General features: G+C 68.1%; 21 protein-coding genes. 18 read left to right on the top strand and 3 right to left on the bottom strand.

What is annotated here, in order from left to right; translation table 11 throughout:
• Positions 1-69 precede the first annotated feature (69 nt).
• The 13 genes from IPP98_03630 to IPP98_03570 all read left to right on the top strand — a co-directional run bounded on the left by IPP98_03630 (position 70) and on the right by IPP98_03570 (position 9,745).
• Positions 70-606, top strand: a complete 537-nt coding sequence (locus IPP98_03630) for a DUF4199 domain-containing protein (protein MBL0178202.1) — start codon at positions 70-72, stop codon at positions 604-606.
• Between the two features lie 34 nt (positions 607-640).
• Positions 641-2,023, top strand: a complete 1,383-nt coding sequence (locus tag IPP98_03625; GenBank protein MBL0178201.1) for an MFS transporter — start codon at positions 641-643, stop codon at positions 2,021-2,023.
• Positions 2,007-2,393, top strand: coding sequence for a hypothetical protein (locus IPP98_03620; GenBank protein ID MBL0178200.1), 387 nt, complete (start codon positions 2,007-2,009; stop codon positions 2,391-2,393). Before IPP98_03625 ends, IPP98_03620 begins: the two co-directional genes overlap by 17 nt.
• Positions 2,390-2,983 (top strand): YdeI/OmpD-associated family protein, encoded by a 594-nt coding sequence (locus tag IPP98_03615; GenBank protein ID MBL0178199.1) that lies wholly within the window; start codon positions 2,390-2,392, stop codon positions 2,981-2,983. Before IPP98_03620 ends, IPP98_03615 begins: the two co-directional genes overlap by 4 nt.
• A gap of 21 nt (positions 2,984-3,004) precedes the next feature.
• Positions 3,005-3,940, top strand: coding sequence for a DUF1080 domain-containing protein (locus IPP98_03610; GenBank protein ID MBL0178198.1), 936 nt, complete (start codon positions 3,005-3,007; stop codon positions 3,938-3,940).
• A gap of 50 nt (positions 3,941-3,990) precedes the next feature.
• A complete protein-coding gene (locus tag IPP98_03605; protein ID MBL0178197.1) occupies positions 3,991-4,413 on the top strand; it encodes a hypothetical protein in 423 nt (140 codons plus the stop codon).
• A 21-nt stretch (positions 4,414-4,434) separates the two neighbouring features.
• Positions 4,435-5,199: a hypothetical protein gene (locus IPP98_03600; GenBank protein MBL0178196.1), complete on the top strand. Its 765-nt coding sequence runs from the start codon at positions 4,435-4,437 to the stop codon at positions 5,197-5,199.
• Positions 5,200-5,295: 96 nt separating this feature from the next.
• Entirely contained in the window at positions 5,296-6,018 is a 723-nt protein-coding gene (locus IPP98_03595; GenBank protein MBL0178195.1) for a nucleotide-binding protein, read from the top strand.
• Positions 5,996-6,532, top strand: coding sequence for a GNAT family N-acetyltransferase (locus IPP98_03590; GenBank protein ID MBL0178194.1), 537 nt, complete (start codon positions 5,996-5,998; stop codon positions 6,530-6,532). Before IPP98_03595 ends, IPP98_03590 begins: the two co-directional genes overlap by 23 nt.
• A gap of 75 nt (positions 6,533-6,607) precedes the next feature.
• Complete coding sequence (locus tag IPP98_03585; protein ID MBL0178193.1) at positions 6,608-7,270, top strand: peroxiredoxin; 663 nt, start codon at positions 6,608-6,610, stop codon at positions 7,268-7,270.
• Positions 7,270-7,770 (top strand): hypothetical protein, encoded by a 501-nt coding sequence (locus tag IPP98_03580; GenBank protein MBL0178192.1) that lies wholly within the window; start codon positions 7,270-7,272, stop codon positions 7,768-7,770. The genes IPP98_03585 and IPP98_03580 overlap by 1 nt, the downstream gene beginning before the upstream one ends.
• 40 nt (positions 7,771-7,810) lie before the next feature.
• Positions 7,811-8,170 (top strand): antibiotic biosynthesis monooxygenase, encoded by a 360-nt coding sequence (locus IPP98_03575; protein MBL0178191.1) that lies wholly within the window; start codon positions 7,811-7,813, stop codon positions 8,168-8,170.
• A gap of 30 nt (positions 8,171-8,200) precedes the next feature.
• The gene (locus IPP98_03570; protein ID MBL0178190.1) at positions 8,201-9,745 is read left to right on the top strand and encodes a serine hydrolase; all 1,545 of its coding nucleotides are present in this window, start codon (positions 8,201-8,203) and stop codon (positions 9,743-9,745) included.
• Here IPP98_03570 and IPP98_03565 read toward each other — a convergent pair whose 3' ends face one another.
• Positions 9,746-12,466 (bottom strand): hypothetical protein, encoded by a 2,721-nt coding sequence (locus IPP98_03565; protein MBL0178189.1) that lies wholly within the window; start codon positions 12,464-12,466, stop codon positions 9,746-9,748.
• Between the two features lie 43 nt (positions 12,467-12,509).
• Here IPP98_03565 and IPP98_03560 point away from each other — a divergent pair, with 43 nt between their 5' ends.
• The 5 genes from IPP98_03560 to IPP98_03540 all read left to right on the top strand — a co-directional run bounded on the left by IPP98_03560 (position 12,510) and on the right by IPP98_03540 (position 18,516).
• Positions 12,510-14,087 carry an aldehyde dehydrogenase family protein gene (locus IPP98_03560; GenBank protein MBL0178188.1) on the top strand — a complete coding sequence of 526 codons (1,578 nt, stop codon included), beginning with the start codon at positions 12,510-12,512 and terminating at the stop codon, positions 14,085-14,087.
• A 141-nt stretch (positions 14,088-14,228) separates the two neighbouring features.
• A complete protein-coding gene (locus IPP98_03555; GenBank protein MBL0178187.1) occupies positions 14,229-15,227 on the top strand; it encodes a M55 family metallopeptidase in 999 nt (332 codons plus the stop codon).
• The gene (locus IPP98_03550; GenBank protein MBL0178186.1) at positions 15,224-16,249 is read left to right on the top strand and encodes a M55 family metallopeptidase; all 1,026 of its coding nucleotides are present in this window, start codon (positions 15,224-15,226) and stop codon (positions 16,247-16,249) included. The genes IPP98_03555 and IPP98_03550 overlap by 4 nt, the downstream gene beginning before the upstream one ends.
• A 46-nt stretch (positions 16,250-16,295) precedes the next feature.
• Positions 16,296-17,936 carry a transporter gene (locus tag IPP98_03545; GenBank protein ID MBL0178185.1) on the top strand — a complete coding sequence of 547 codons (1,641 nt, stop codon included), beginning with the start codon at positions 16,296-16,298 and terminating at the stop codon, positions 17,934-17,936.
• An 88-nt stretch (positions 17,937-18,024) separates the two neighbouring features.
• Positions 18,025-18,516 carry a GNAT family N-acetyltransferase gene (locus tag IPP98_03540; protein ID MBL0178184.1) on the top strand — a complete coding sequence of 164 codons (492 nt, stop codon included), beginning with the start codon at positions 18,025-18,027 and terminating at the stop codon, positions 18,514-18,516.
• A gap of 15 nt (positions 18,517-18,531) precedes the next feature.
• Here the strand turns inward: IPP98_03540 and IPP98_03535 are convergent, their stop codons facing one another.
• The gene (locus tag IPP98_03535) at positions 18,532-19,416 is read right to left on the bottom strand and encodes a DUF2911 domain-containing protein (GenBank protein MBL0178183.1); all 885 of its coding nucleotides are present in this window, start codon (positions 19,414-19,416) and stop codon (positions 18,532-18,534) included.
• 48 nt (positions 19,417-19,464) lie between these two features.
• The gene (locus IPP98_03530; protein ID MBL0178182.1) at positions 19,465-19,875 is read right to left on the bottom strand and encodes a hypothetical protein; all 411 of its coding nucleotides are present in this window, start codon (positions 19,873-19,875) and stop codon (positions 19,465-19,467) included.
• Between the last annotated feature and the right edge of the window lie 257 nt (positions 19,876-20,132).

Here is a 20,132-nt window from a genome sequence, read left to right as displayed (position 1 = left end):
CCTTTCGGGTGACGCGCCCGGCGCCGCAAACCAATAGAATCCGCCGTCCTCCAACCCCCGAGTGTCGGAATGCGGAAGTTCGTGTTGACCTACGGCCTGATCGCCGGCGCCATGCTGTCGGCGATGATGCTCCTGACCCTGCCGTTCATGGATGCGATCGGCTTCGACTACGGCATGCTGGTCGGCTACACCACGATGGTGGCCGCCTTCCTGATGGTCTACTTCGGCGTCCGGTCGTATCGCGACGGCAGCCCGGACGGCCGGATCACATTCGGACATGCCTTCCGGGTCGGGCTCCTGATCACCCTCGTCGCGACCGTCTGCTACGTCGCGACCTGGGAGCTCATCTACTACAAGCTGGCGCCGGACTTCGGCGACAAGTTTGCGGCCCACAGCGTCGAGCAGGCGCGGGCGAGTGGGGCCAGCGAGGCGGAGATCGCCAAGCGGACGAAGGAAATGGCCGAGTTCCGGGTCCAGTACCAGAAGCCGCTGGTGAACATCGCGTACACCTTCCTCGAGCCGCTGCCGGTCGGGCTCCTCTTTACCCTCGGCACGGCGTGGCGACTCTCCCGGAAGCGCCGCGACGACTCGGTCGCCGCGGCGTAGGGCGGGACGGAGCGGTGGACGCTACCTTTGCCGGATGCCTGACATTGTCCTGCCCACCGACGAAGACGCCGCCCGTCGCCGGATTCTCACGGTGCTGTTCGTCGGCGTCTTCATGGCGGCACTCGACGCCGCCGTGGTGGCGCCGGCGATCCCCGCCCTCCGCGCGGCGTTCGGGGTCGACAATCGGCAGATCGGCCTGGTTACCATCGTTTTCTCGCTCTGCTCGCTCAGCAGCACCGCGTTGATGGCCAACCTCAGCGACCGCTTTGGCCGACGCGCGATCTACCTGCTCGACATCGCCGCGTTCGCGATCGGCTCTCTCCTGGTGGCGCGCTCGACGACTTTCGGGATGCTCCTCGTCGGCCGGGCCGTGCAGGGGATGGGCGCCGGCGGGATCACGCCGACCGCGAGTGCCGTCGTGGGCGACACCTTTCCGCCGGCGGAGCGTGGCAAGATCCTCGGCCTGATCGGTGCCACGTTCGGGATGGCCTTCCTGGTCGGGCCGGTGGTCGCCTCGCTGCTGCTGGTGGTCGCCAGCTGGCAGTGGATCTTCCTGATCAACCTGCCCATCGCGGCGGTGGTCTTCGTGATGAGTGCCCGCGCTCTGCCCTCGCGCGTCGAGCAGGTCGACCATCCCCCCTTCGACTACGCCGGGATCACGACGCTGGCGTTGATGCTGACGACGCTGACCCTCGGCATCAATCGCGCACTGGACACCGCCCTCGGCCAGACGCTCTGGCCTATGCTGCTGGCCACCTCCGCGGTCGCCCTGCCGCTGCTCCTGCTCATCGAACGACGCGCCGCGCAGCCGATCGTCCCGCTCACGCTCTTCGTCACCCGCCAGCTGCGCACCACCTGGGCTCTCTGTGTCGGCGCCGGCTTCGGGATGGGGAGCGTCATCTTCATCACGTCGATCGCGGTGGCCGCCTTCAATACGCCCTCGAAGAAGGCCGGCTTGCTGCTGCTACCGCTGGTGCTCTGCTCCGCCGTCGCCTCGGCCGGCTTCGGGCGGATCCAGCACAAGCTCGGCGCTCGCGCCGTGATGCTCTGGGGTTTCGGCACGCTCGGCATCGGCTCGGGACTGATCGGCGTCTTCGCCGCGCACTTCTGGATGTACATGCTCGCGACGCTCTTCATCGGCACCGGTGTCGGCATCGTGGTCGGCGGAACACTGCGCACCCTGGTGCTCAATGAAGTCACGGTGCGCGAACGCAGTGCCGCCCAGGCGCTGGTGAACATCGGGATCGCGATCGGCAACCTGATGGTGGTGGCCGTTCTCTCCTTCCTCGCCGACCGTGCCGGTGGGGGACTCGCCGGGCTGAGCGTGGCGTACCGCGCCGCGACGGCGGTGATGCTGCTGATGATGCTGATCTCCCTGCGACTTCAGCCGAGCACGGCAGATGGCCACGCAGGCTGACGTCCGGCGGATCGCACGCGCGCTGCCGGAGACGGAGGAGGCACAGACCGGCTTCGCCTTCGCGGTCCGGCAGAAGAAGGGGAAGGCAAGAGGCTTTGTCTGGGTCTGGATGGAACGCGTCCAGCCGAAGAAGCCGCGAGTGCCGCAGCCCAGGGTGGTCGCTGTCCGCGTTGCCAACCTGATGGACAAGGATTTCCTGATCGCCACCGAGCCCGAAAAGTTCTTCACCGAGCCGCACTACAACGGGTACCCTGCGGTGCTGCTCCGTCTCGAGGCGGTGACGGCCCGCGAACTGCGCACGATCCTGACCGAGGCGTGGCGATGCTTGGCGCCGCCCGGACTGGAGCCGAAGTCGCGGTCCTCGGAATGACGGCCGCACCGACCCACTTCGCGAGTGCGGCGGCGTTTCGTCGCTGGTTGCGCACGCACCACGCGACCACCGACCACCTCGTGGTCCGGATTGCGAAGGCCCACGCGTTGTCGAGCGGGATCGGGTACGCCGAGGCGCTCGACGAGGCGCTCTGTGTGGGGTGGATCGATGGGGTGCGTCGCTCACTCGACGCGGACGCCTATGCCATCCGCTTCACGCCGCGTCGCGCACGATCGATCTGGAGTCTGGTGAATGTGGCCCATGTCGAGCGGCTGCAGGCGGCCGGGCGGATGCAGCCGGCGGGCCTGGCGGCCTTCGAGGCTCGCACTCCCGAGCGGACGGGGATCTACTCGTTCGAGCGCGCCGCGAGCGAGTTGTCGGCCGACGACCTGGCCACTTTTCGGCGCGAGCGGCGCGCCTGGGCGTACTTTCAAGCGGCGGCACCATCGTATCGGCGCACCAGCACCCACTGGGTGGTCACGGCCAAGCGTGCCCAGACACGTGCCAAGCGGCTTGCCGAGTTGATTGCCTGCTGCGACCGCCAGGAACGAATTCCCTCGCTCCGACCGACCCCGCGCCCCAAGCACTGACCGCTCTCCCCGAGGCACTCGATGACCCGTCCGACCCTGCTCGCTCTCACCGCCACGCTGGTGGTCTCCCCGCTCACCGCCCAGTCCCGCGCGCCGCTGATCGGCCGCTGGGACATGACCGTCGCCGTCCCCGGTCGGCACACCTCGGCGTGGCTCGAGGTCCGGCACAGTGGCCGCAGCATGCTGGTGGGCGAGGTGATGTTGCTGGCCGGCAGCGCCCGTCCGATTGCCAAGGTCGAGTTCACGCCCGCCACCGGGGAATTCCGTTTCGTGATTCCGCCACAGTGGAATGACGCCGAGGGGGACAACACCTTCGTCGGCCGGGTGGTGGGTGATTCGATCAGCGGCACAGTCTCCTTCGGCAACGGCACGCCGATGACCTTTCGCGGCGGGCGGGCGCCGACGCTGCGCCGCACCACGCCCGTCGTCTGGGGGGCACCGATCGCCCTGCTTGGCGGCACGACGCTCACCGAGTGGAAGCCGCTCGGCGAGAGCCCGAGCCAGTGGACGCTCGCGCAGGGCATTCTCCGCAATGCCAAGGCCGGCGCCGACCTGGTGACCACACGGACCTTCGGCGACTTCAAGCTGCACGTCGAGTTCCGCTACCCGCCGGGCAGCAACAGCGGCGTCTACCTGCGCGGCCGGTACGAGGTGCAGATCGAGGATACGCCGTCGGCGGAGCCGCAGATCGACGGCCTCGGCGCCATCTACGGCATGATCACGCCGAACCAGAACGCGGCGAAGCAGCCGGGTGAGTGGCAGAGCTTCGACATCACGCTCGTCGGCCGCACCGTGACCGTCGTCCTCAACGGCAAGACGATCATCTGCGAGCGGGAAATTCCCGGCTTCACGGGCGGCGCGCTTGATGCGGACGAGGCGAAGCCCGGCCCGCTCTACCTGCAAGGCGACCACGGCGTGATCGAGTATCGCCGGATCATCATCACCCCGGCGAAGTGATGTCGCGCGCGCCCGCCCGCTTCCTCGTACTCGCCCTGGCCCTCGCCCCGATGGCACTCCCGGCGCAGGGCGCGCCGCGGGTCGTCTTCACCGAGGGCGCGCCGAAGCAGATCGGCCCCTATTCGCAGGGCGTCATCAGCAACGGGATGCTCTTCACCGCCGGCCAGACCGGGCGCGATCCGGCGACGGGAAAGCTGGTAGAGGGCGGACTCGTCGCGGAAGCACAGCGCGTCTTCGACAACCTGGAGGCGGTCCTCACCGCCGCGGGCGCGCGAATGACCGACGTGGTCAAGGTGACGGTCTTCATGACAGACCTCGCCGACTTCGAGAAGATGAACGCGGTGTATGTCCAGCGCCTCGGCGCGGCGCGGCCCGCCCGCAGCACGGTGCAGGTCGCCAAGCTCCCCGGTGGCGCATCGATCGAGATCGAGATGGTGGCGCAACTCCCTCTGCCGCCTGCCAAGCGGCCCTGACCCTCGACCGGAGCACGCTCGATGAGTTCCCTGCCTCCCATTCCGCACGGCACCGGCGCCCACCCGATCGCGATGGTCTCGATCGCCGCGAAGGATCTCGCCGCCTCGCATGCCTTCTACGCGGGCGTCTTCGGCTGGCCGATGCAGGCGCTCAGCGCGGAACTCATCGCCGCCGCACCGCCGGCCGGACCGTCCGTCGTGCTTCGCACCAATCTCCCCGAGGGCTTCCAGGCGGTGGTGCCCTTCATCGACTGTGCCGATGTCGCGGCAACGCTTGCTCAAGTCGTCGCGGCCGGCGGCAGCGCCGAGCGCGCGCCGTGGGCTGGTCCGATGGGCACCCAGTTGGCACGATTCACCGATCCTTCCGGCACCATCTACGGCCTCACGTCGGGAATGCTCGCGGCGAAGCCACCGCGCATGGAGATGCCGTTCGGCACCAATCCGAAGCCGCCGGCAGGCGCGCTCTGCAGCCTCGAGATGTATGCCGTCGACGGCGACGCCATCACACGCTTCGTGGGCGAGCTCTTCGGCTGGGGCGCGACCCCGACGATGCCGCACTTCGTCGGCTTCGACGCCGGCGCGGGGATCGGTGGCGTCTTCCAGTCGCACTCGCCGGCCGCGAAGTCGATGGCGTACATCTACTCCGCCGACGTCCCCGCATCGATTGCCGCAATCGAAGCCGCCGGCGGCAGCCGCATGGGCGATCCGATGCCGGTCCCGGGGATGGGGACATTCGGCTACTTCAGCGATATCTCGGGTACGGTCATGGGCCTGATCGGCCCCTGATCCGGGCGGCCGGGCGCGCCCTGCGACGCCGGGGTCGCGCCCCTATCTTTCCGGGTCCTCCCCCGAGTCTGACCGTCCACACCCGGAGTGCCCGTGATGCGTCGCGCCGTTCCCTTGTTCTTCCTTGTCGCGACAATCGCCGGATGTCAGGCGAAGGCCCCCGACGCGCCGGCGATGCCGCAGGCGCAACAGCCCCAGACGGATGCCCCCCAGCTCGCCACGCTGACCGGCTCGGTCCTCGAACTGATGCCGGCGTCGCCCTACACCTACCTGCGCATCAAGACGCCGATCGGCGAAACCTGGGCGGCGGTGCCGGAGGCGAACATCGAGAAAGGGGCAACGGTCACGATCCTCAATCCGATGCTGATGGCCGGCTTCGAGTCGAAGACGCTCAAGCGCACCTTCGACGCGATCTACTTCGGTACGCTGAGCGGTGGCACGACACCGGCTGGCAGTGCGATGGGTGCCGCGTCGACGCCCACCGTCGTCGTCGACAAGGTCGAGAAGGCGCGCGGGGCCGATGCCCGGACCGTCGCCGAGGCCTGGACGCAGCGGGAGCAGCTGAGCGGCAAGACGGTGACCATCCGTGGTGTCGTCGTGAAGTACAACGAAGGCGTGATGGGACGGAACTGGATCCACCTGCAGGACGGCAGCGGCGACGCGGCCAAGGGGACCAACGACATCACCGTCACCTCGATGGACGGCGTGGCGATGGGCGCCACCGTCACCATCACCGGTACGGTGCACATCAACAAGGACTTCGGCGCCGGCTACAGCTACGCCGTGATTGTCGAAGATGCCAAGGTCGCCAAGCCTTAGCGGGATCGCCCCGCTCAGCCGTCCCCCGTCGGACGCCGACCTCCGGGACCTCGCCGCGCTCCTCGTGGACGCGGTGGAGGCGGGGGCCGCGGTGAGCTTTCTCCCCCCGCTCTCGCGGGCCGATGCACTTGCCTGGTGGCAGGAGACCCTCGCCGGGCTGGCTCCGCGCGCGGTGGTGCTGGTCGCGCGGGACGCCGAGGGAATCGTCGGAACGGTCCAGTTCCAGCCCGCCTGGGCGCGCAACCAACCCCACCGCGCCGAGGTGGTGAAGCTGCTCGTCCACCGCCGGGCGCGCCGGCAGGGGCTCGGACGCGCACTCATGGTGGCAATCGAGGCCGCGGCCCGGACTGCCGGCCTTGACCTCCTGACCCTCGACACCAAGGGCGGCGACCCGGCCGAGCAGCTCTATCGCGAGCTCGGCTGGATCGCGGCGGGCACGATCCCGGGCTTCGCCGTCGACCCGGACGGCGTCACCCCGCACGATGCCGTGGTCTTCTACAAGCCGCTCCGGTAGCTGACACCAGTCGGCGCTCCGCAACGTTACACTAGTGGCGACCACCCCTGTTCCACCCTTCTCGTGAGGCACCGTATGCGCATCGGTGAGACCGCCCCGGATTTCCAGGCCGAGACTACCCAGGGCCCGATCTCGTTCCACGAATGGCTCGGCAGCTCATGGGGGATCCTCTTCTCCCACCCGAAGGACTTCACGCCAGTCTGCACCACCGAGCTCGGCTCGATGGCCGCGCTGAAGCCCGAATTCGACAAGCGCAATGTGAAGGTGGTCGGCCTCTCGGTCGATCCGGTCGAGCGGCACGGCCTCTGGGCCAAGGACATCGAGGAGACCCAGGGCACGGCGCCCAACTTTCCGATGATCGGCGACACGACGCTGGCGGTCTCGAAACTCTATGATATGCTCCCCGCCGCAGCGGGCGACCAGTCCGATGGGCGCACCGCCGCCGACAACCAGACGGTGCGCACGGTCTATGTCATCGGCCCCGACAAGAAGATCAAGCTGTTGCTCGCCTATCCGATGACCACCGGCCGCAACTTCCACGAGATCCTGCGCGTGGTCGACTCGCTGCAGTTGACCGCCGCCCATCGCGTCGCGACACCGGCCAATTGGGTGCAGGGCGACAAGGTGATCATCTCCGGTTCTGTCACCAACGACGAGGCGAAGACGATCTACCCCGATGGCTGGGAGGAACCGAAGCCCTACCTCCGGATCGTGCCACAACCGAAGGCGGCCGGCTGATGCGGCGCCTCATGCTGCTCCTCGCGCTGACGGCGGCGGCCCCGGCCGTGGCGGTCGCGCAGGCGCCGACCGCGACGAGCGCCGCGACGAGTCGGGCGATCGACGCCGAGGTCTGGAAGGTCGTCGCGGCCACCGTCGTCAGCAGCGACATCGTGGCCATGGGAAAGGTGTATCACCCCAATGCGGTGTACGTCGACGGCCGCGGCTCCCAGCCGATCGCCGAGGTCCTCGCGATCTGGGGCAAGGACATGGTCACCATGAAGCAGGCCGGTAGCACCGCGACGGTCGAGCTGCGCTTCGGCAAGCGACAGGACAATGCCACCACGGCGTTCGAATCCGGCGCCTTCAAGTACACCGTGATCGACAAGGCGGGGGTGCGGACCTCGAGCACGATCGCCTTCGAGGCGCTCCTCACCCGGCACAACGGCGCGTGGCGCATCCTGATGGAACACCAGATCGGGCCGATCGATGCCGCGGCCTGGGACCGCCTCCCGCATTGATGGTCACCTCCCCTTTCCGACTCACACGCACGGAGCGGCAGTGAACACCCACGTAGTCTGGACGCTCGACATGCAGGTCGCCGCGGGCCGCCAGGCTGACCTGCGCGCCCTCATGCACGAGATGGCCGCCGCGACCGAGGCGAATGAGCCCGGTACGCTCGATTATGAATGGAGCCTCAGCGAGGACGGCACCACCTGCCACCTCTTCGAGCGCTATGTCGATTGCGCCGCCGCCGAGATCCACATGGCGACCTTTGGCGAGAAGTACGCCGCCCGCTTCATGGAGCTCCTCACGCCGACGCGCGTGATCCTCTACGGTCGGCCCAACGCCGCCATCCGCGACGGCCTCGCGTCGGTCGGCGCCGTCTATTTCCCGCCCGCTGCGGGCTTCAGCCGCTAGTCGTTCTCCTTCCCTCCACCGGACCCGCCAATGCGCCGCCTGCTGCTCGCCCTGCTCCTCCTCCCGGCTGTCGCGACGGCACAGTCGCCCGCCGCCATCGACAGCATCGTGAATCGGGCACTCGCCACCTTCCACACCCCGGGCGTGGCCGTGGCGGTCGTGAAGGACGGCAAGGTGATCGTCGCGCGCGGCTACGGCGTCAAGAAGCTCGGATCGCCGGAACCGGTCGGCCCCGACACCCGCTTCGGCATCGCCTCCAACACCAAGGCATTCACCGCCACCGCCCTCGGCATCCTCGTCGAGGAGGGGAAGCTGGCGTGGGATGCGCCGGTCATTCGCTATCTCCCCGAGTTCGCGATGTATGATCCCTTCGTGACGCGCGAGCTCACCATTCGCGACCTCCTCGTGCACCGCTCCGGCCTCGGCCTCGGTGCAGGCGACCTGCTCTGGTGGCCGGCCTCGACCTACACGCGCACCGAGGTGATGCAGCGCCTCCGATACATCAAGCCGGCCACCTCGTTCCGCACCGCCTACGCTTACGACAACGTGCTCTACCTCGTGGCAGGCGAAGTGATCGCCAGGGTGAGCGGCATGACCTGGGAGCAGTTCGTGCAGCAGCGGATCCTTGCCCGCGTCGGGATGGCCGCCAGCACGGTGCGGCACTCGGATGCCGCCGGCACGGATGACGTCGCCACCACGCATGCCGAAATCAACGGCACCCTCCGCGTGATCGCGCCGATGATCAGCGACAACACCAATCCCGCCGGCGGGATCAACGCCGGCGCGCGCGACATCGCCAAGTGGCTGCTGGTGCAACTCGACAGCGGCAAGCTCGCCAACGGCGAGCGGCTGATCAGCGCCCGCACCGCGCGCGAGATCTGGACCGGTGTGACGCCGATGGGCACCGGTCCGGCGGCTCCCGAACTGGCACCACTCGCCAAACAGTTCAACCTCTACGCGCTGGGCTTCCAGACGAACGACTTCCGTGGCCGGAAGGTGGTGTGGCACACCGGCGGACTCCCCGGCTACGTCTCGTTCGTGGCGTTCATCCCCGAGGCGCGGGTCGGCGTGGCCGTGCTCACGAACAGCGAGTCATTGACCTTCCTCGCCGCCGGCTGGTCGCTGCTCGACTACGCCCTCGGCACCACCCCGCCGTGGGACTTCATCGGCGGCTACTCCACGCTCGCCACTCGGCAACAGACGATGATGGCGCAGCAGCGAAAGACGACCGGCGCCGCGCGCGATTCGACCAAGGGACCCTCGCTCGGCCTCGCGAACTATGCGCGCACCTATGAGGATGCGTGGTATGGTGACGTGGTGGTGAGCTATACCAATGGCAAGCTGCGGATTGCGATGAGCCACACGCCCCAGCTCCAGGGCGAGCTGGTGCACTGGCAGCACGACACCTTTCTGGCGCGATGGGATGATCGCGAGATGCGCGCCGACGCCTATGTCACCTTCCAATTAAATCCTGATGGCACCATCGATCAGGTCAAGATGGTGGCCGCCGATCCGGAGACCGACTTCTCCTTCGACTTCCACGACCTGCTGCTGAAGCCGAAGGCGCGCCGGTAGTTACTGCGGTGCCACGCTGAAGCGCACCGTGGCCGGGACGTAGTTGTCGCTGTTGGGCGTGCCAGTCGACGGGAAGGTGACCGTGACCAGGCGCGCCCTTGGCGCATCCGGCACCAGACGCACCCCGACGGCGCTCGCCTCGGCGCTCATCACCCGCAGGGGTGCGTTGGCATCGGGCACCGGGGTCAGCAGCCGAAAGGTGTAACTCTGTCCCGCGAGCCCCTCGAAGGCGACCTGATAGTCGCCGTTCACGATCCGCTCGCTCAGCACCCGCGGCGCGGCCGACCGGGCACCAATGGTCGGCGGCATCACCGGCGGGACGATCGCCCAGCCCCCGCTGTAGCCAACCGTGAGCGTGAGTTGACGGTCGAGCGCGCCGCGCACCGACGCATGCAGGTCGCCCGCCGTCGACTGCACCGCCGCCGCCGTGGTGACACGAGCACCCAGCGGCAATGCCGGCGCGAACTCGATCTCGAGCGGCGTCGCGTCAGCGGTCTCGCGGGTGGCGATGAGCGTGAACTCCGTCGCACTCCTCCGGATGGTGAGGCGCACTCGCCCGCTCCCCACCGGCACATGTTCGACGGTCACGCTGTCCCAGTCGGGCGGGAGATGCGGGGCCACGACCAGTCGCCTCGCCGGGGCATCGACGTCGAGCCCGAGCAACCCACGAATCAGTGGCGTCAGCACCATCGACGTGGCGAAGAACTGCTGCGGAACCGCCGTATCGAGCGGCTTGTAGAATCGACCGGAAAACACCTCGGGGTTCCGACCCAGGGCCTCGTCGAAGCCGGTCCGCACGACCGACTGCAGCGCGAAGTAACCTGCCGTCGCGTTGTGGTAGCGATACTCGGCCAGCGCGACGAAGCCGGTGACGAACGGCCAGACGGCGCCGTTGTTGTAGTGGAGCGGGTCGAAGAGCGGGCTGGCCGAGTTGAGCGGCCGGGCACCCCAATCGGTCAGGATCGTCGACGACGCGAGACGCGCGGCCATCTCGGCGCCGCGTTCCGGAGCGAAGACGTCGAACGCCATCGCCGTCGCGGCCCACGCCGTCAGGCTCGGATTCACCGTGCCGTCCTGCAGCAGCGCAAAGGCGTACTGTCGCTGTGCTGGCAGCCAGAGCTTGGCCTCCATCGTCGCGATTGCCCTGGCCCGCACCGCCCGCGCCTCGGTCGCGAGGGCCGGTTCACCATTCGCCTCGGCCATTCTGGCGAAGCGGTCGAGCGCGGAGACCCACACGCCGCTGAGGTAGACGTCGGAAAGGATGCCGATCTGCAGGTCGCCCACCTCGAGCGCCCCGGCACCGGCGGAGGGATTCTCCATCAGCCCGTCGCCATTCTTGTCGGTGGCCAGCGACCACTGATACGCGCGCTTGAGGTTGGGCCACAGCTCCTTCACGAGCGCCATGTCATTGGTCTGGCGCCAGTACTCGCCGGTCGCGAGGATCCAGAACGGCGTGGTATCGCCATGATAGAAGGCGTAGGGATAGGCGAACCAGTCGACGCGTCCGGCACCCTGGGAGATTTCGTGGGTGATCTTCCCGTCGGCGCGTTGATACTTCGCGAAGAAGCGGAGCGCGCCGTCGCGCACCAGCGCTCCCTGCCCCGACCCGGTCATCGCCAGCGAGTTGATCGCCGCGTCACCGCCGAAGAACCAGCCAAAGCCGGGACGATCGGTCGCACCGCCCGAGAGTCCATAGCCCGCCACGAGACCGCAGCCGAGGTCGGGATTGCAGACGTACGATTCGTCGAGGTTGATCTTGGCATACTCGACGGCGCGATCGAGCTCGGGACTCGGCGAATGCAGTGCCAGCTGCGTCGTGCGCAGCGAGTCGGCATGGGCCACGCGCTGTCGCCACGCACGTTCGGCGGCACCCGGCTGCACCAGGGCCCGATAGAGCGCGAGCGCCGAATCGCGGGGCATGGCCCCACCGGCCAGCACGATCGGGATGTAGGCCACGCGCAGGTTGACACTCTTCCCCGGCGGCTCGCCGAGGCGGGGCGCGGTGTAGCGCTCGCCGGCGCCACCGACGCCGATCACCAGCTGGGGCGGCGCGGCCGAGAGCATGTGCGCCGGCACGTCCGACGCCTCGGTGACGGCCGGGGAGCCGAGGAAGGCGTTGATCGACTGCTTCCCCTCGGAGAAGAGAAAGGCGCGGGCCTGCTGCTCCCAGATCAGGTACTGGCCGCCGAGTCCGGCCGGCCAGGCGTAGTGGATGTCGGGGGCAAACCGCGCGATGATCTCGAGCGGCCGGATGGCATCGACCTCGAGCAGGATCACCACCGCCGGCTGGTCGAGCGGCACGAAGATGTGCTCGCGCACGGTGAACTGTTCGTGGCTGTACTCGATCGTCACCCCTTCGGGGCGCTCGATCACCGAGCGCGCGACGCTCCGTCCGGCGATCGGCTCGGTGTACTTGGGCACCCGGAACGAGAGCTCGAAATCATGGAGCCACTTGATGGGCCACGACCAGAGCTCGAGGCGCCCGTCTTCCGTGCCCATCGCGATGGCGCGCCGCCCGACCGCCGAGAGGTACGCGCCGGGTCGCGCGGGACCGGTCAGCGCCAACGGTGAGCTGCCCAAGGTGAAGCCAGGGATCGCGCGCGCGGCATCCTCGAAGACCTTGGCGGTCACGGCGGCCGGCGTACCGGGCGCACGCGGCGGCGGCGTCTGCGCGGCGGCAGGGAGGGCGGCGCAGCCGAGCAAGGCCGCGGCGAGAGCCACAGTACGGGAACCGCTCGCGATGGGGTGCATCGGGAAAGAGTGCATGCCGCGTGGGCCGCACCGCAAGGGCGATCGAATCCGTGATACGGCCAGACGACAACTGGCGCGGTGGCGCCTGCGGTCGTATCGTCCTGCAACCCGCCAGGCGCCGGGTGACTCCCTCGATGTCGATTCCCGAACCCCGCGACGGCCTCCCGTGACCGTAGGTAGCCCCTTTCCCTTTCTGCTCGCCGGCGAGCTGCGACATGGCGACGCGACCTGGACGATCCGGAGCCCCCACGACGGGGCGGTCGTCGGGCGCGCGGCGGTGGCAACACGCGCCGATGTCGAAGCGGCGCTCGACGCAGCAGTCCGCACCGCGCCCGAGGCAGCGGCGATGCCGTCGCACGCCAGGGCGGCGGTGCTGGAACGGATCGCCGACGCGCTGCAACTGCGGCGGGAGGAGGTCGCCCGACTGCTCGCGTCCGAGGCGGGGAAGCCGGTCACCGCTGCCCGGCTGGAGCTGGACCGCGCCATCTTCGTCTTCCGACAGGGTGCCGAGGAGGCGACCCGCATCGGTGGTGAGGTGATCCCGACCGACCTGATGCCGCACGGTGAACATCGCCTCGCCATCACCCGGCGCTTTCCCCTCGCGCCCATCAGTGCGATCACCCCGTTCAACTTTCCGGTGCTGCTCGCGGCCCACAAGCTGGCGCCGATGATCGCCTGCGGCGCGACCATGGTGCTCAAGCCGCCGCCGCAGGACCCGCTCTCGACGCTGCTGCTCGCCGAGATCATCGCCGGCGCCGGCTACCCGGCGGGGGCGCTCTCGGTCCTCCCCTCCACCAACGAGGATGCCGCCCCGCTCCTCGACGACCCGCGCATCCGGCTGATCTCCTTTACCGGCTCGGCGCGAGTCGGCTGGATGATTCGCGCCCGCGCGCCGATGACCCGGGTGGTGCTGGAACTGGGAGGCAACGCGGCGGTGATCGTCGAACGCGACGCCGACATTGCCCACGCCGTGCGTCGATGCGTGGTGGGCGGCTACAGCTACGCCGGCCAGTCGTGCATCTCGACGCAGCGGATCCTGGTGCATGGCGATGTGTACGACGCCTTTGTCTCGGCCTTCACCGACGCGGTGGCTGCATTGCGGTGCGGCGATCCCCTCGACGAGGCGACGGATGTCGGCCCGATGATCGACGAGGCCAGTGCGGTCCGTGCCGAAGCATGGGTGGCGGACGCGGTCGCAGCGGGGGCACGCTTGGCCGTGGGTGGCACCCGGACCGGCGCGTTGATGCGCCCGACCGTCCTGCTCGACACGACCAGTGCGATGCAGGTCAACTGCGCCGAAATCTTCGCGCCGGTCACCACCGTCCGCCGCTTCGAGGACTTTGATGCGGCGCTCGACATCGCCAACGATTCGCCCTATGGCCTGCAGGCCGGCCTCTTCACCAACGACATCCACCGGATCCTGCGCGCCTTTGAACGACTCGAGGTCGGCGGCGTGGTGGTCAACGACATCTCCGGCTTTCGCGTCGACCACCTCCCCTACGGTGGCGTCAAGCAATCGGGCACCGGTCGCGAAGGCGTGCGCTACGCGATCGAGGAGATGACGGAGAAGCGACTGCTGATTCTGGGATGATGGATGATGGATGATGGATGATGGATGATGGATGATGGATGATGGATGATGGATGATGGATGATGGATGATGGATGATGGACTGTCACATGCTGTTCGCCGTTCGCTGATCGCCGTTCGCCTTTCACCTCCCGAGCCCCCGATGCGACTCCGAGCCCTCTTCCTCGTTTCACTGTTTTCGGCCGGCGCTGCCGCGCCGCTCGTTGCGCAGACCGACGCGCAGATTGCGCGCCTCAACCTCTTCCGGGCCAAGCGTGCGCCGCATGAGGCGGGATTCCGGGTCTTCATCGTCCCCGACATGGAGGGGATGGGGAGCACGGTGGATTCCCGCGAAGTGCTGGCCGGCAACGAGACGCCCGCCTACGCCGGCCGCTCGAGCCCGGACTACTGGGATCGCTTCCGCTCGCTGCTGACCAAGGAAGTGAACGCCACCATCGCCGGGGCACGGGCCGCGGGCGGTCGCTCCTTCGTGGTCAACGAGGGCCATGGCGGCAACCTCTTCGCCAACATCATCCCCTTCGACCTCGACAGCGGCGCGATGCTGGTGCGCGGCTTCCCGAAGCCGCTGGTGATGATCACCGGCCTCGATTCGACGTTCGGCACGATCATGTTCACCGGCGCGCACGGCGCCCCGGGGAGCGGTGGCGTGATGGCGCACAACTTCGCGTTCGACGCGTTCACCATCAACGGCACCAGGCTCAACGAAGTGGGCATCAACGCCTTGATCGCCGGCGAGATGGGCGTCTCGGTGTCGCTGGTGAGCGGCGACGACGCCCTGATCGACGAGACGCGCCAGATCCTCGGCAAGGAGTTCGTCGGGATCGTCACCAAGCGGGCGATCGGCCATTCGGCAGCCATCACCTATTCGCCGACCAAGGTCCGGGCGATGCTCAAGGCCGGTGCCGCCGAGGCGGTGCGCAAAGAGCGGGCGGGAGGGATCAAGCCGTTCACGATGTCGAAGCCGTATACGGTCGACTTCACGCTCCGCACCTCGTACCCCGACAGCGTGGTGGCCGGGGTGAAGGCGCTGCGCGAATTCAAGCTGGAGCAGCTGGGGCCGCGCAGCTTCCGACTGGTGACCAACAGCGCGCGGGAGATGGGCTATCTCCTCGACGCCATCGAAGGGGTGGTGCTCCGGTGAGCCGCCGACGCCTCCTCGCGGCCGTCCTGCTCGCGCCGATCGCCGCCGGGGCTCAGGCCGCGCGCCCCGTCGCCGCCCCACGCGACACTTCGCCGCCGTCGGCGCACCACGGCGTGCTCGAGTACCAGGAAGCCCGCCGCAAGCTCGAGCTCGACATGCAGCGCGGCGGCTTCACGGTCTACATCATCGGCGACATGGAAGGGCTCGCCGCCGTGGTGCGCAACGCCACCGAGATGCGCCCCGAGTACCGCGGCGGCACCGCGCAGCACGAGCGCTTCCGCGAGGAATTGACGGACGAGATCAACGCGGTGATCGCCGGAGCCCGCGCCGGCGGCGCCACGCAGTTCATCGTCAACGACGGCCACGGCGGGACGCTGTTCCGCAATGTCCTGGTCGACAAGCTCGACCCCGAGGCGATCCTGATCCGCGGCTATCCCAAGCCGATCGTGATGTCGACCGGGATCAACCCGATGGTCGATGCCGTGATGATGGTCGGCGCGCATGCGAACGCCGGATCGCCGGGGGTGATCTCCCATTCGTTCGCGCTCGACTCCTTCCTGGTGAACGGCAAGGTGCTGAATGAGTCGGGGATCGCCGCGTTCATCGGCGGCGAGATGGGGGTGCCGTTCGTCCTCACCGCCGGCGACGACGTCCTCGCCGAGGAGACGAAGGCGATGCTCGGGCCGATCGAGACGGTGATCGTCAAGACCGCGGTCTCGGGCTCGGCGGCGATCAACCAGTCGCCCGCGCGTGTCCACCAGATGTTGCGGGTCGCGGCCGAGCGTGCCGTGCGACGCACCCGTGCGGGCCAGTTGAAGCCTCTCGTGTTCGAGAAGCCCTACCGTGTCCACCTCTGCCTTCGCCGGCAGTACGCCAATGACGAGTGGGTCCGCACCACCGTGGGCAAGTTCGATGGCATGGTGGCCGATGGTGGCCCCGGCTGCTTCACGATCGTGACGCCCTCGGCGGAGCGGATCGGCACGCTGCTCAACGAGATCGAGTGGACGGTGCTGAAGCCCTGAGCTCGTCGGCGACCTGCAGCGCACGACACAGGTATCTTGCGACACTGTGATCACGCTGCTGCAGGCGAGTCCGTTGCTCCTCCTATTTGCGGTCGCCGCGATCGGTTTTCCGCTGGGGCGACTGCGCGTCGGCCAGAGCCGCCTGGGTATCGCGGCAGTCCTCTTCGTCGGGCTGGCGTTCGGCGCCGTCGACCCGGCACTGAAGCTGCCCGAGATCGTCTATCAGCTCGGGCTGGTGCTCTTCGTCTACACGGTCGGGCTCGGCAGCGGCCCCGCCTTCTTCGACGCACTGCGTCGCCGCGGGCTCCGCGACAACGTCTTCGTCGTGTCGATGCTCCTCGTCGGGGCCGCCCTTGCCGTTCTCCTCCATCGTCTGCTCGGCCTCGGCGCGGCGCAGACCGCCGGCCTCTTCACCGGGGCGCTGACCAACACCCCCGCCCTGGCCGGCGTCCTCGAGTTGCTCAGTCACTCGGCGCCCGTCACCCTTGATTCCGGAGTGCTCGACGACCCCGTCGTCGGCTATTCGATCGCCTATCCCGTCGGTGTCCTCGGCGTGATGACCGCGATCTCCGTGGCTCAGCGGCTCTGGAACGTCGACTACCCGCGCGAAGCGGTGGAGCTGCGCGACCTGGGGGCCACCACGGTGCCGCTCCTCAATCGCACCATCCGTGTCGTCCGGCCCGAGGGGACGCGGGTGGCCATCGCCGAGTTGATGACTCGTCGGGACTGGCACCTCCGCTTCGTGCGGGTACTGTGCGGCCACGAGGTCACCCTGGTGGGTGTGGCCACCACCCTCGGCGACGGCGACATGGTGAGTGTGATTGGTTCGCTCGGGGATGTCGACCGTGTGACGGCACATCTCGGGTTCGCCGTGGAAGCGCCACTCGAGTTCGATCGTCGGCTGCTCGACAACCGTCGCGTCTTTGTCTCCAACCCGCTAGTCCTCGCCCGCCGGTTGGGAGATCTCGACCTGGAGCAGCGCTTCGGCGCGGTGGTGACTCGGGTTCGGCGCGGCGACCTCGACTTTCTCGCCAGCGACGACATCCTGCTCCAGCCTGGCGATCGCGTCCGTTTTGTCGCGCCACGGGAGCGGGTTGCCGACGTGAGCGCCTTCTTCGGCGATTCGTATCGCCACCTGAGCGAGATCGACATCCTCACCTTCTCGCTCGGCATCGTCCTCGGACTCCTGCTCGGGATGCTGCCGGTGCCTCTCCCGGGTGGCGGCCACTTCCGGCTCGGGCTCGCCGGCGGGCCGCTCTTGGTGGCGCTGGTGCTGAGCAAGGTCGATCGCAGCGGTCCCTTGCTCTGGAATCTTCCGTACAGTGCCAACCTGACCCTGCGCCAGCTCGGGCTCGTGCTCTTTCTGGCCGGGGTCGGAACCCGCGCCGGCGATGCGTTCCTGTCCACGTTGCTCAGTCGCGGCGGCGTGCTGCTGCTTGCCTCCGGCGCAGTCGTCACGTGCACGACGGCGTTGTTGACGCTGTGGGTGGGGCATCGACTGCTCAAGATGCCGATGTCGCTGCTCATCGGAACACTCGGTGGACTGCAGACCTCGCCGGCAGTGCTCAGTTTTGCGACTGAACAGACCGGAAATGACATTCCGCACATCGGCTACGCAACTGTCTATCCGGTCGCGATGATCACGAAGATTGTGCTGGCCCAATTGCTGGTCGCATTGCTCCGCTGACGAGTCGTGGGACGAGGGGGTCGCCCCTGGGTCCATGACGTGATATAGTTTCATTGCGTCATGCGACCAGCTGCCTCGTGGAGCCGTCATGCCCCCCAAGCCGTACCTCCGCCCCAGTCACTCCGATGACAACCCTGCCATCGCGGCGATCATTCGCACCGTGATGACGTCGTACGGCGCGGTCGGCCCCGGCTTCTCGATCGAAGATGCCGAGGTCGACGAGATGCACCAGACGTACGACACTCCGCAGTCGCTGTTGCTGGTGGTGGACGATGGGGCGGGGCGCGTCATCGGCTGCGGCGGCATCGCGCCGCTCGCCGAGGCCGAGGCCGACACCTGTGAGCTCAAGAAGATGTATTTCCTCCCCGAGGCGCGCGGGCTCGGCCTCGGGCGGGAACTGATGACGACACTCGAGGAGGCAGCGCGGAATCGCGGCTACCGCGTGGTCTACCTCGAAACGCTCGGGAGCATGGTCGAGGCGGCAAAATTGTACCAGCGGATGCAGTACACGCCGCTGGCAGGGCCGATGGGCAACACCGGCCATACGCGATGCGGAAGCTTCTATGCCAAGACGCTCTGAGTCCGGGAACGCGAGCTAGGGCTTTCTCGTTCCCGTCCCGCCGAGCGAGTCGTCCTCGTAGCGTTCCTCGAACGACACCGGCTTCCCGTTGACTCGCTTGAAGGTGTAGACCATGTCGGGTCGCAGCACGTCGTAGATCTGTCCCTTCCCGTCATACAGCCCCGGTACGAAGACGTCCGGCGCCACGCGGATCATCGCGAAGGTCCCCATCCACTCGACGTTCGGCTCATAGCGCCCCTTGAGGGTGCCGTTCTCGTACGTGAAGGTGACCGACGTCGGCGGCCGCCTGCCGCCGTTCTTCGACGCGAACTCCCAGCGCCCGAGGTACGGCGCGGCCTCCGCCTGCGGCATCGTGAACGTCATCGTCGGCTTCACCCCGACCGTCATGCTTGCGCGCGTCGTCCCCCACTGCATCGCGAGCGTGCCGCCGCTGATGCTGAGCTCGGGCATTGACCAGGTCAGCACGTCCATGAACGGCGCTTGGTCGACATGGATCGGCAGCCGCACCTGCTTCGGCGTCGAATCGGGCGGCTCCGTGTGGAAGCGCTTGAAGTCGGGATCGAGCACCAGCGTCCAGTCGCCCTGTTCCTTGAGCACCATCCACACCGAGTACTTCCCCTTCGGGACCGCGCGCTGGTTGATGGTGATGTCCCGGGTCGTCTCGAGCGTCGTCGCCCAGTTCGCCCCAGGCGTCCACACCTCGCCCCAGTGCGCGAGCATGGAGCCGAAGATCGGGCTGCGCTCGCGTGCGCGCGGCCGGGAATAGGTCACGGTCAGCGTGGTGCCGTCGATCACCTGCGACATGCTGCCCAGCTCGCTGGCGCGGATCTGGGCGGCGGCAGGGCTGGCGGCCAGCGCGGCGAGCGCGAGGAAGAGGAAGGAGCGTCTGGTGGCACGCATCACAGGCAGTCCTGGGTAGGGGGGTGGGCGAACGACCTGGAAGAGTGGCTAGCCGCCGAACTGCGCATCCACGGCAACGCGAATCTCGGCGAGGGTCTTTCCTTCCTTGTGGAGTCTGGCAGCGAGCCGCCCCTCACCCTGGCAGATCGGGCAGAGCCGGGCCATCGCATCGCCTTCGTAGCAGGAGAGGAGCGAGTAGAAACCGGGTTGTCCGGCGCAGCCGCAGTTGCAGCGGATCCCGTCCATGATCTCCGGCCGCTCGCGCACCGAGTCGAAGAGCGGGATCAGGTGCGGGGTGTCCGTGAGCTGCTCGGCGGTCAGCACCTTGGCCCCGGTGATCTTCGGGCGCGGCGTCGGGTGCGGCCCCGACCGGTGCCCCGCGGCGTACGCGGTCGCGGGAAGTAGCAGTCCGGCAAGCGTCATGGCGCCGCGCTGGGCAAATTCTCGGCGAGAGAGCATCACTGGCTCCTGCAACGGGCGGGAAGGACCACCGAGGAAGGATGCACCTGGACCCGGTGTAACGACAGGGGGGACCCGCGCCACCGCTCATTCCTCAGCCATCTATCGATCATCGAATATCGATCATCGACGACGACCCACACCCGCTGGGAGGTACTCCATCTTACGCTCCGACGATCTAGTCACGAATTCATCCCTCTGACGAATGGGGCCGACTGGTCGCTTCCAATACTCTTGAGACCGATTGAGCGTGCCAC

Source organism: Gemmatimonadota bacterium (assembly GCA_016720805.1).
GTDB lineage: Bacteria > Gemmatimonadota > Gemmatimonadetes > Gemmatimonadales > GWC2-71-9 > Palsa-1233.
Note: the sequence above shows the minus strand (reverse complement) of the source record. Positions and strands in the feature narration are given on the sequence as shown.

Bases quoted from the DNA above. Each gene is read 5' to 3' on its own strand.
- IPP98_03605 (MBL0178197.1), top strand. From the start codon at position 3,991: ATGGCACTCCCGGCGCAGGGCGCGCCGCGGGTCGTCTTCACCGAGGGC.
- IPP98_03615 (MBL0178199.1), top strand. From the start codon at position 2,390: ATGACGGCCGCACCGACCCACTTCGCGAGTGCGGCGGCGTTTCGTCGC.
- IPP98_03570 (MBL0178190.1), top strand. From the start codon at position 8,201: ATGCGCCGCCTGCTGCTCGCCCTGCTCCTCCTCCCGGCTGTCGCGACG.
- IPP98_03610 (MBL0178198.1), top strand. From the start codon at position 3,005: ATGACCCGTCCGACCCTGCTCGCTCTCACCGCCACGCTGGTGGTCTCC.
- IPP98_03620 (MBL0178200.1), top strand. From the start codon at position 2,007: ATGGCCACGCAGGCTGACGTCCGGCGGATCGCACGCGCGCTGCCGGAG.
- IPP98_03625 (MBL0178201.1), top strand. From the start codon at position 641: ATGCCTGACATTGTCCTGCCCACCGACGAAGACGCCGCCCGTCGCCGG.
- IPP98_03540 (MBL0178184.1), top strand. From the start codon at position 18,025: ATGCCCCCCAAGCCGTACCTCCGCCCCAGTCACTCCGATGACAACCCT.
- IPP98_03585 (MBL0178193.1), top strand. From the start codon at position 6,608: ATGCGCATCGGTGAGACCGCCCCGGATTTCCAGGCCGAGACTACCCAG.
- IPP98_03600 (MBL0178196.1), top strand. From the start codon at position 4,435: ATGAGTTCCCTGCCTCCCATTCCGCACGGCACCGGCGCCCACCCGATC.
- IPP98_03530 (MBL0178182.1), bottom strand. From the start codon at position 19,875: ATGCTCTCTCGCCGAGAATTTGCCCAGCGCGGCGCCATGACGCTTGCC.
- IPP98_03630 (MBL0178202.1), top strand. From the start codon at position 70: ATGCGGAAGTTCGTGTTGACCTACGGCCTGATCGCCGGCGCCATGCTG.
- IPP98_03535 (MBL0178183.1), bottom strand. From the start codon at position 19,416: ATGCGTGCCACCAGACGCTCCTTCCTCTTCCTCGCGCTCGCCGCGCTG.
- IPP98_03555 (MBL0178187.1), top strand. From the start codon at position 14,229: ATGCGACTCCGAGCCCTCTTCCTCGTTTCACTGTTTTCGGCCGGCGCT.
- IPP98_03580 (MBL0178192.1), top strand. From the start codon at position 7,270: ATGCGGCGCCTCATGCTGCTCCTCGCGCTGACGGCGGCGGCCCCGGCC.
- IPP98_03595 (MBL0178195.1), top strand. From the start codon at position 5,296: ATGCGTCGCGCCGTTCCCTTGTTCTTCCTTGTCGCGACAATCGCCGGA.
- IPP98_03590 (MBL0178194.1), top strand. From the start codon at position 5,996: ATGCCAAGGTCGCCAAGCCTTAGCGGGATCGCCCCGCTCAGCCGTCCC.
- IPP98_03560 (MBL0178188.1), top strand. From the start codon at position 12,510: ATGCCGCGTGGGCCGCACCGCAAGGGCGATCGAATCCGTGATACGGCC.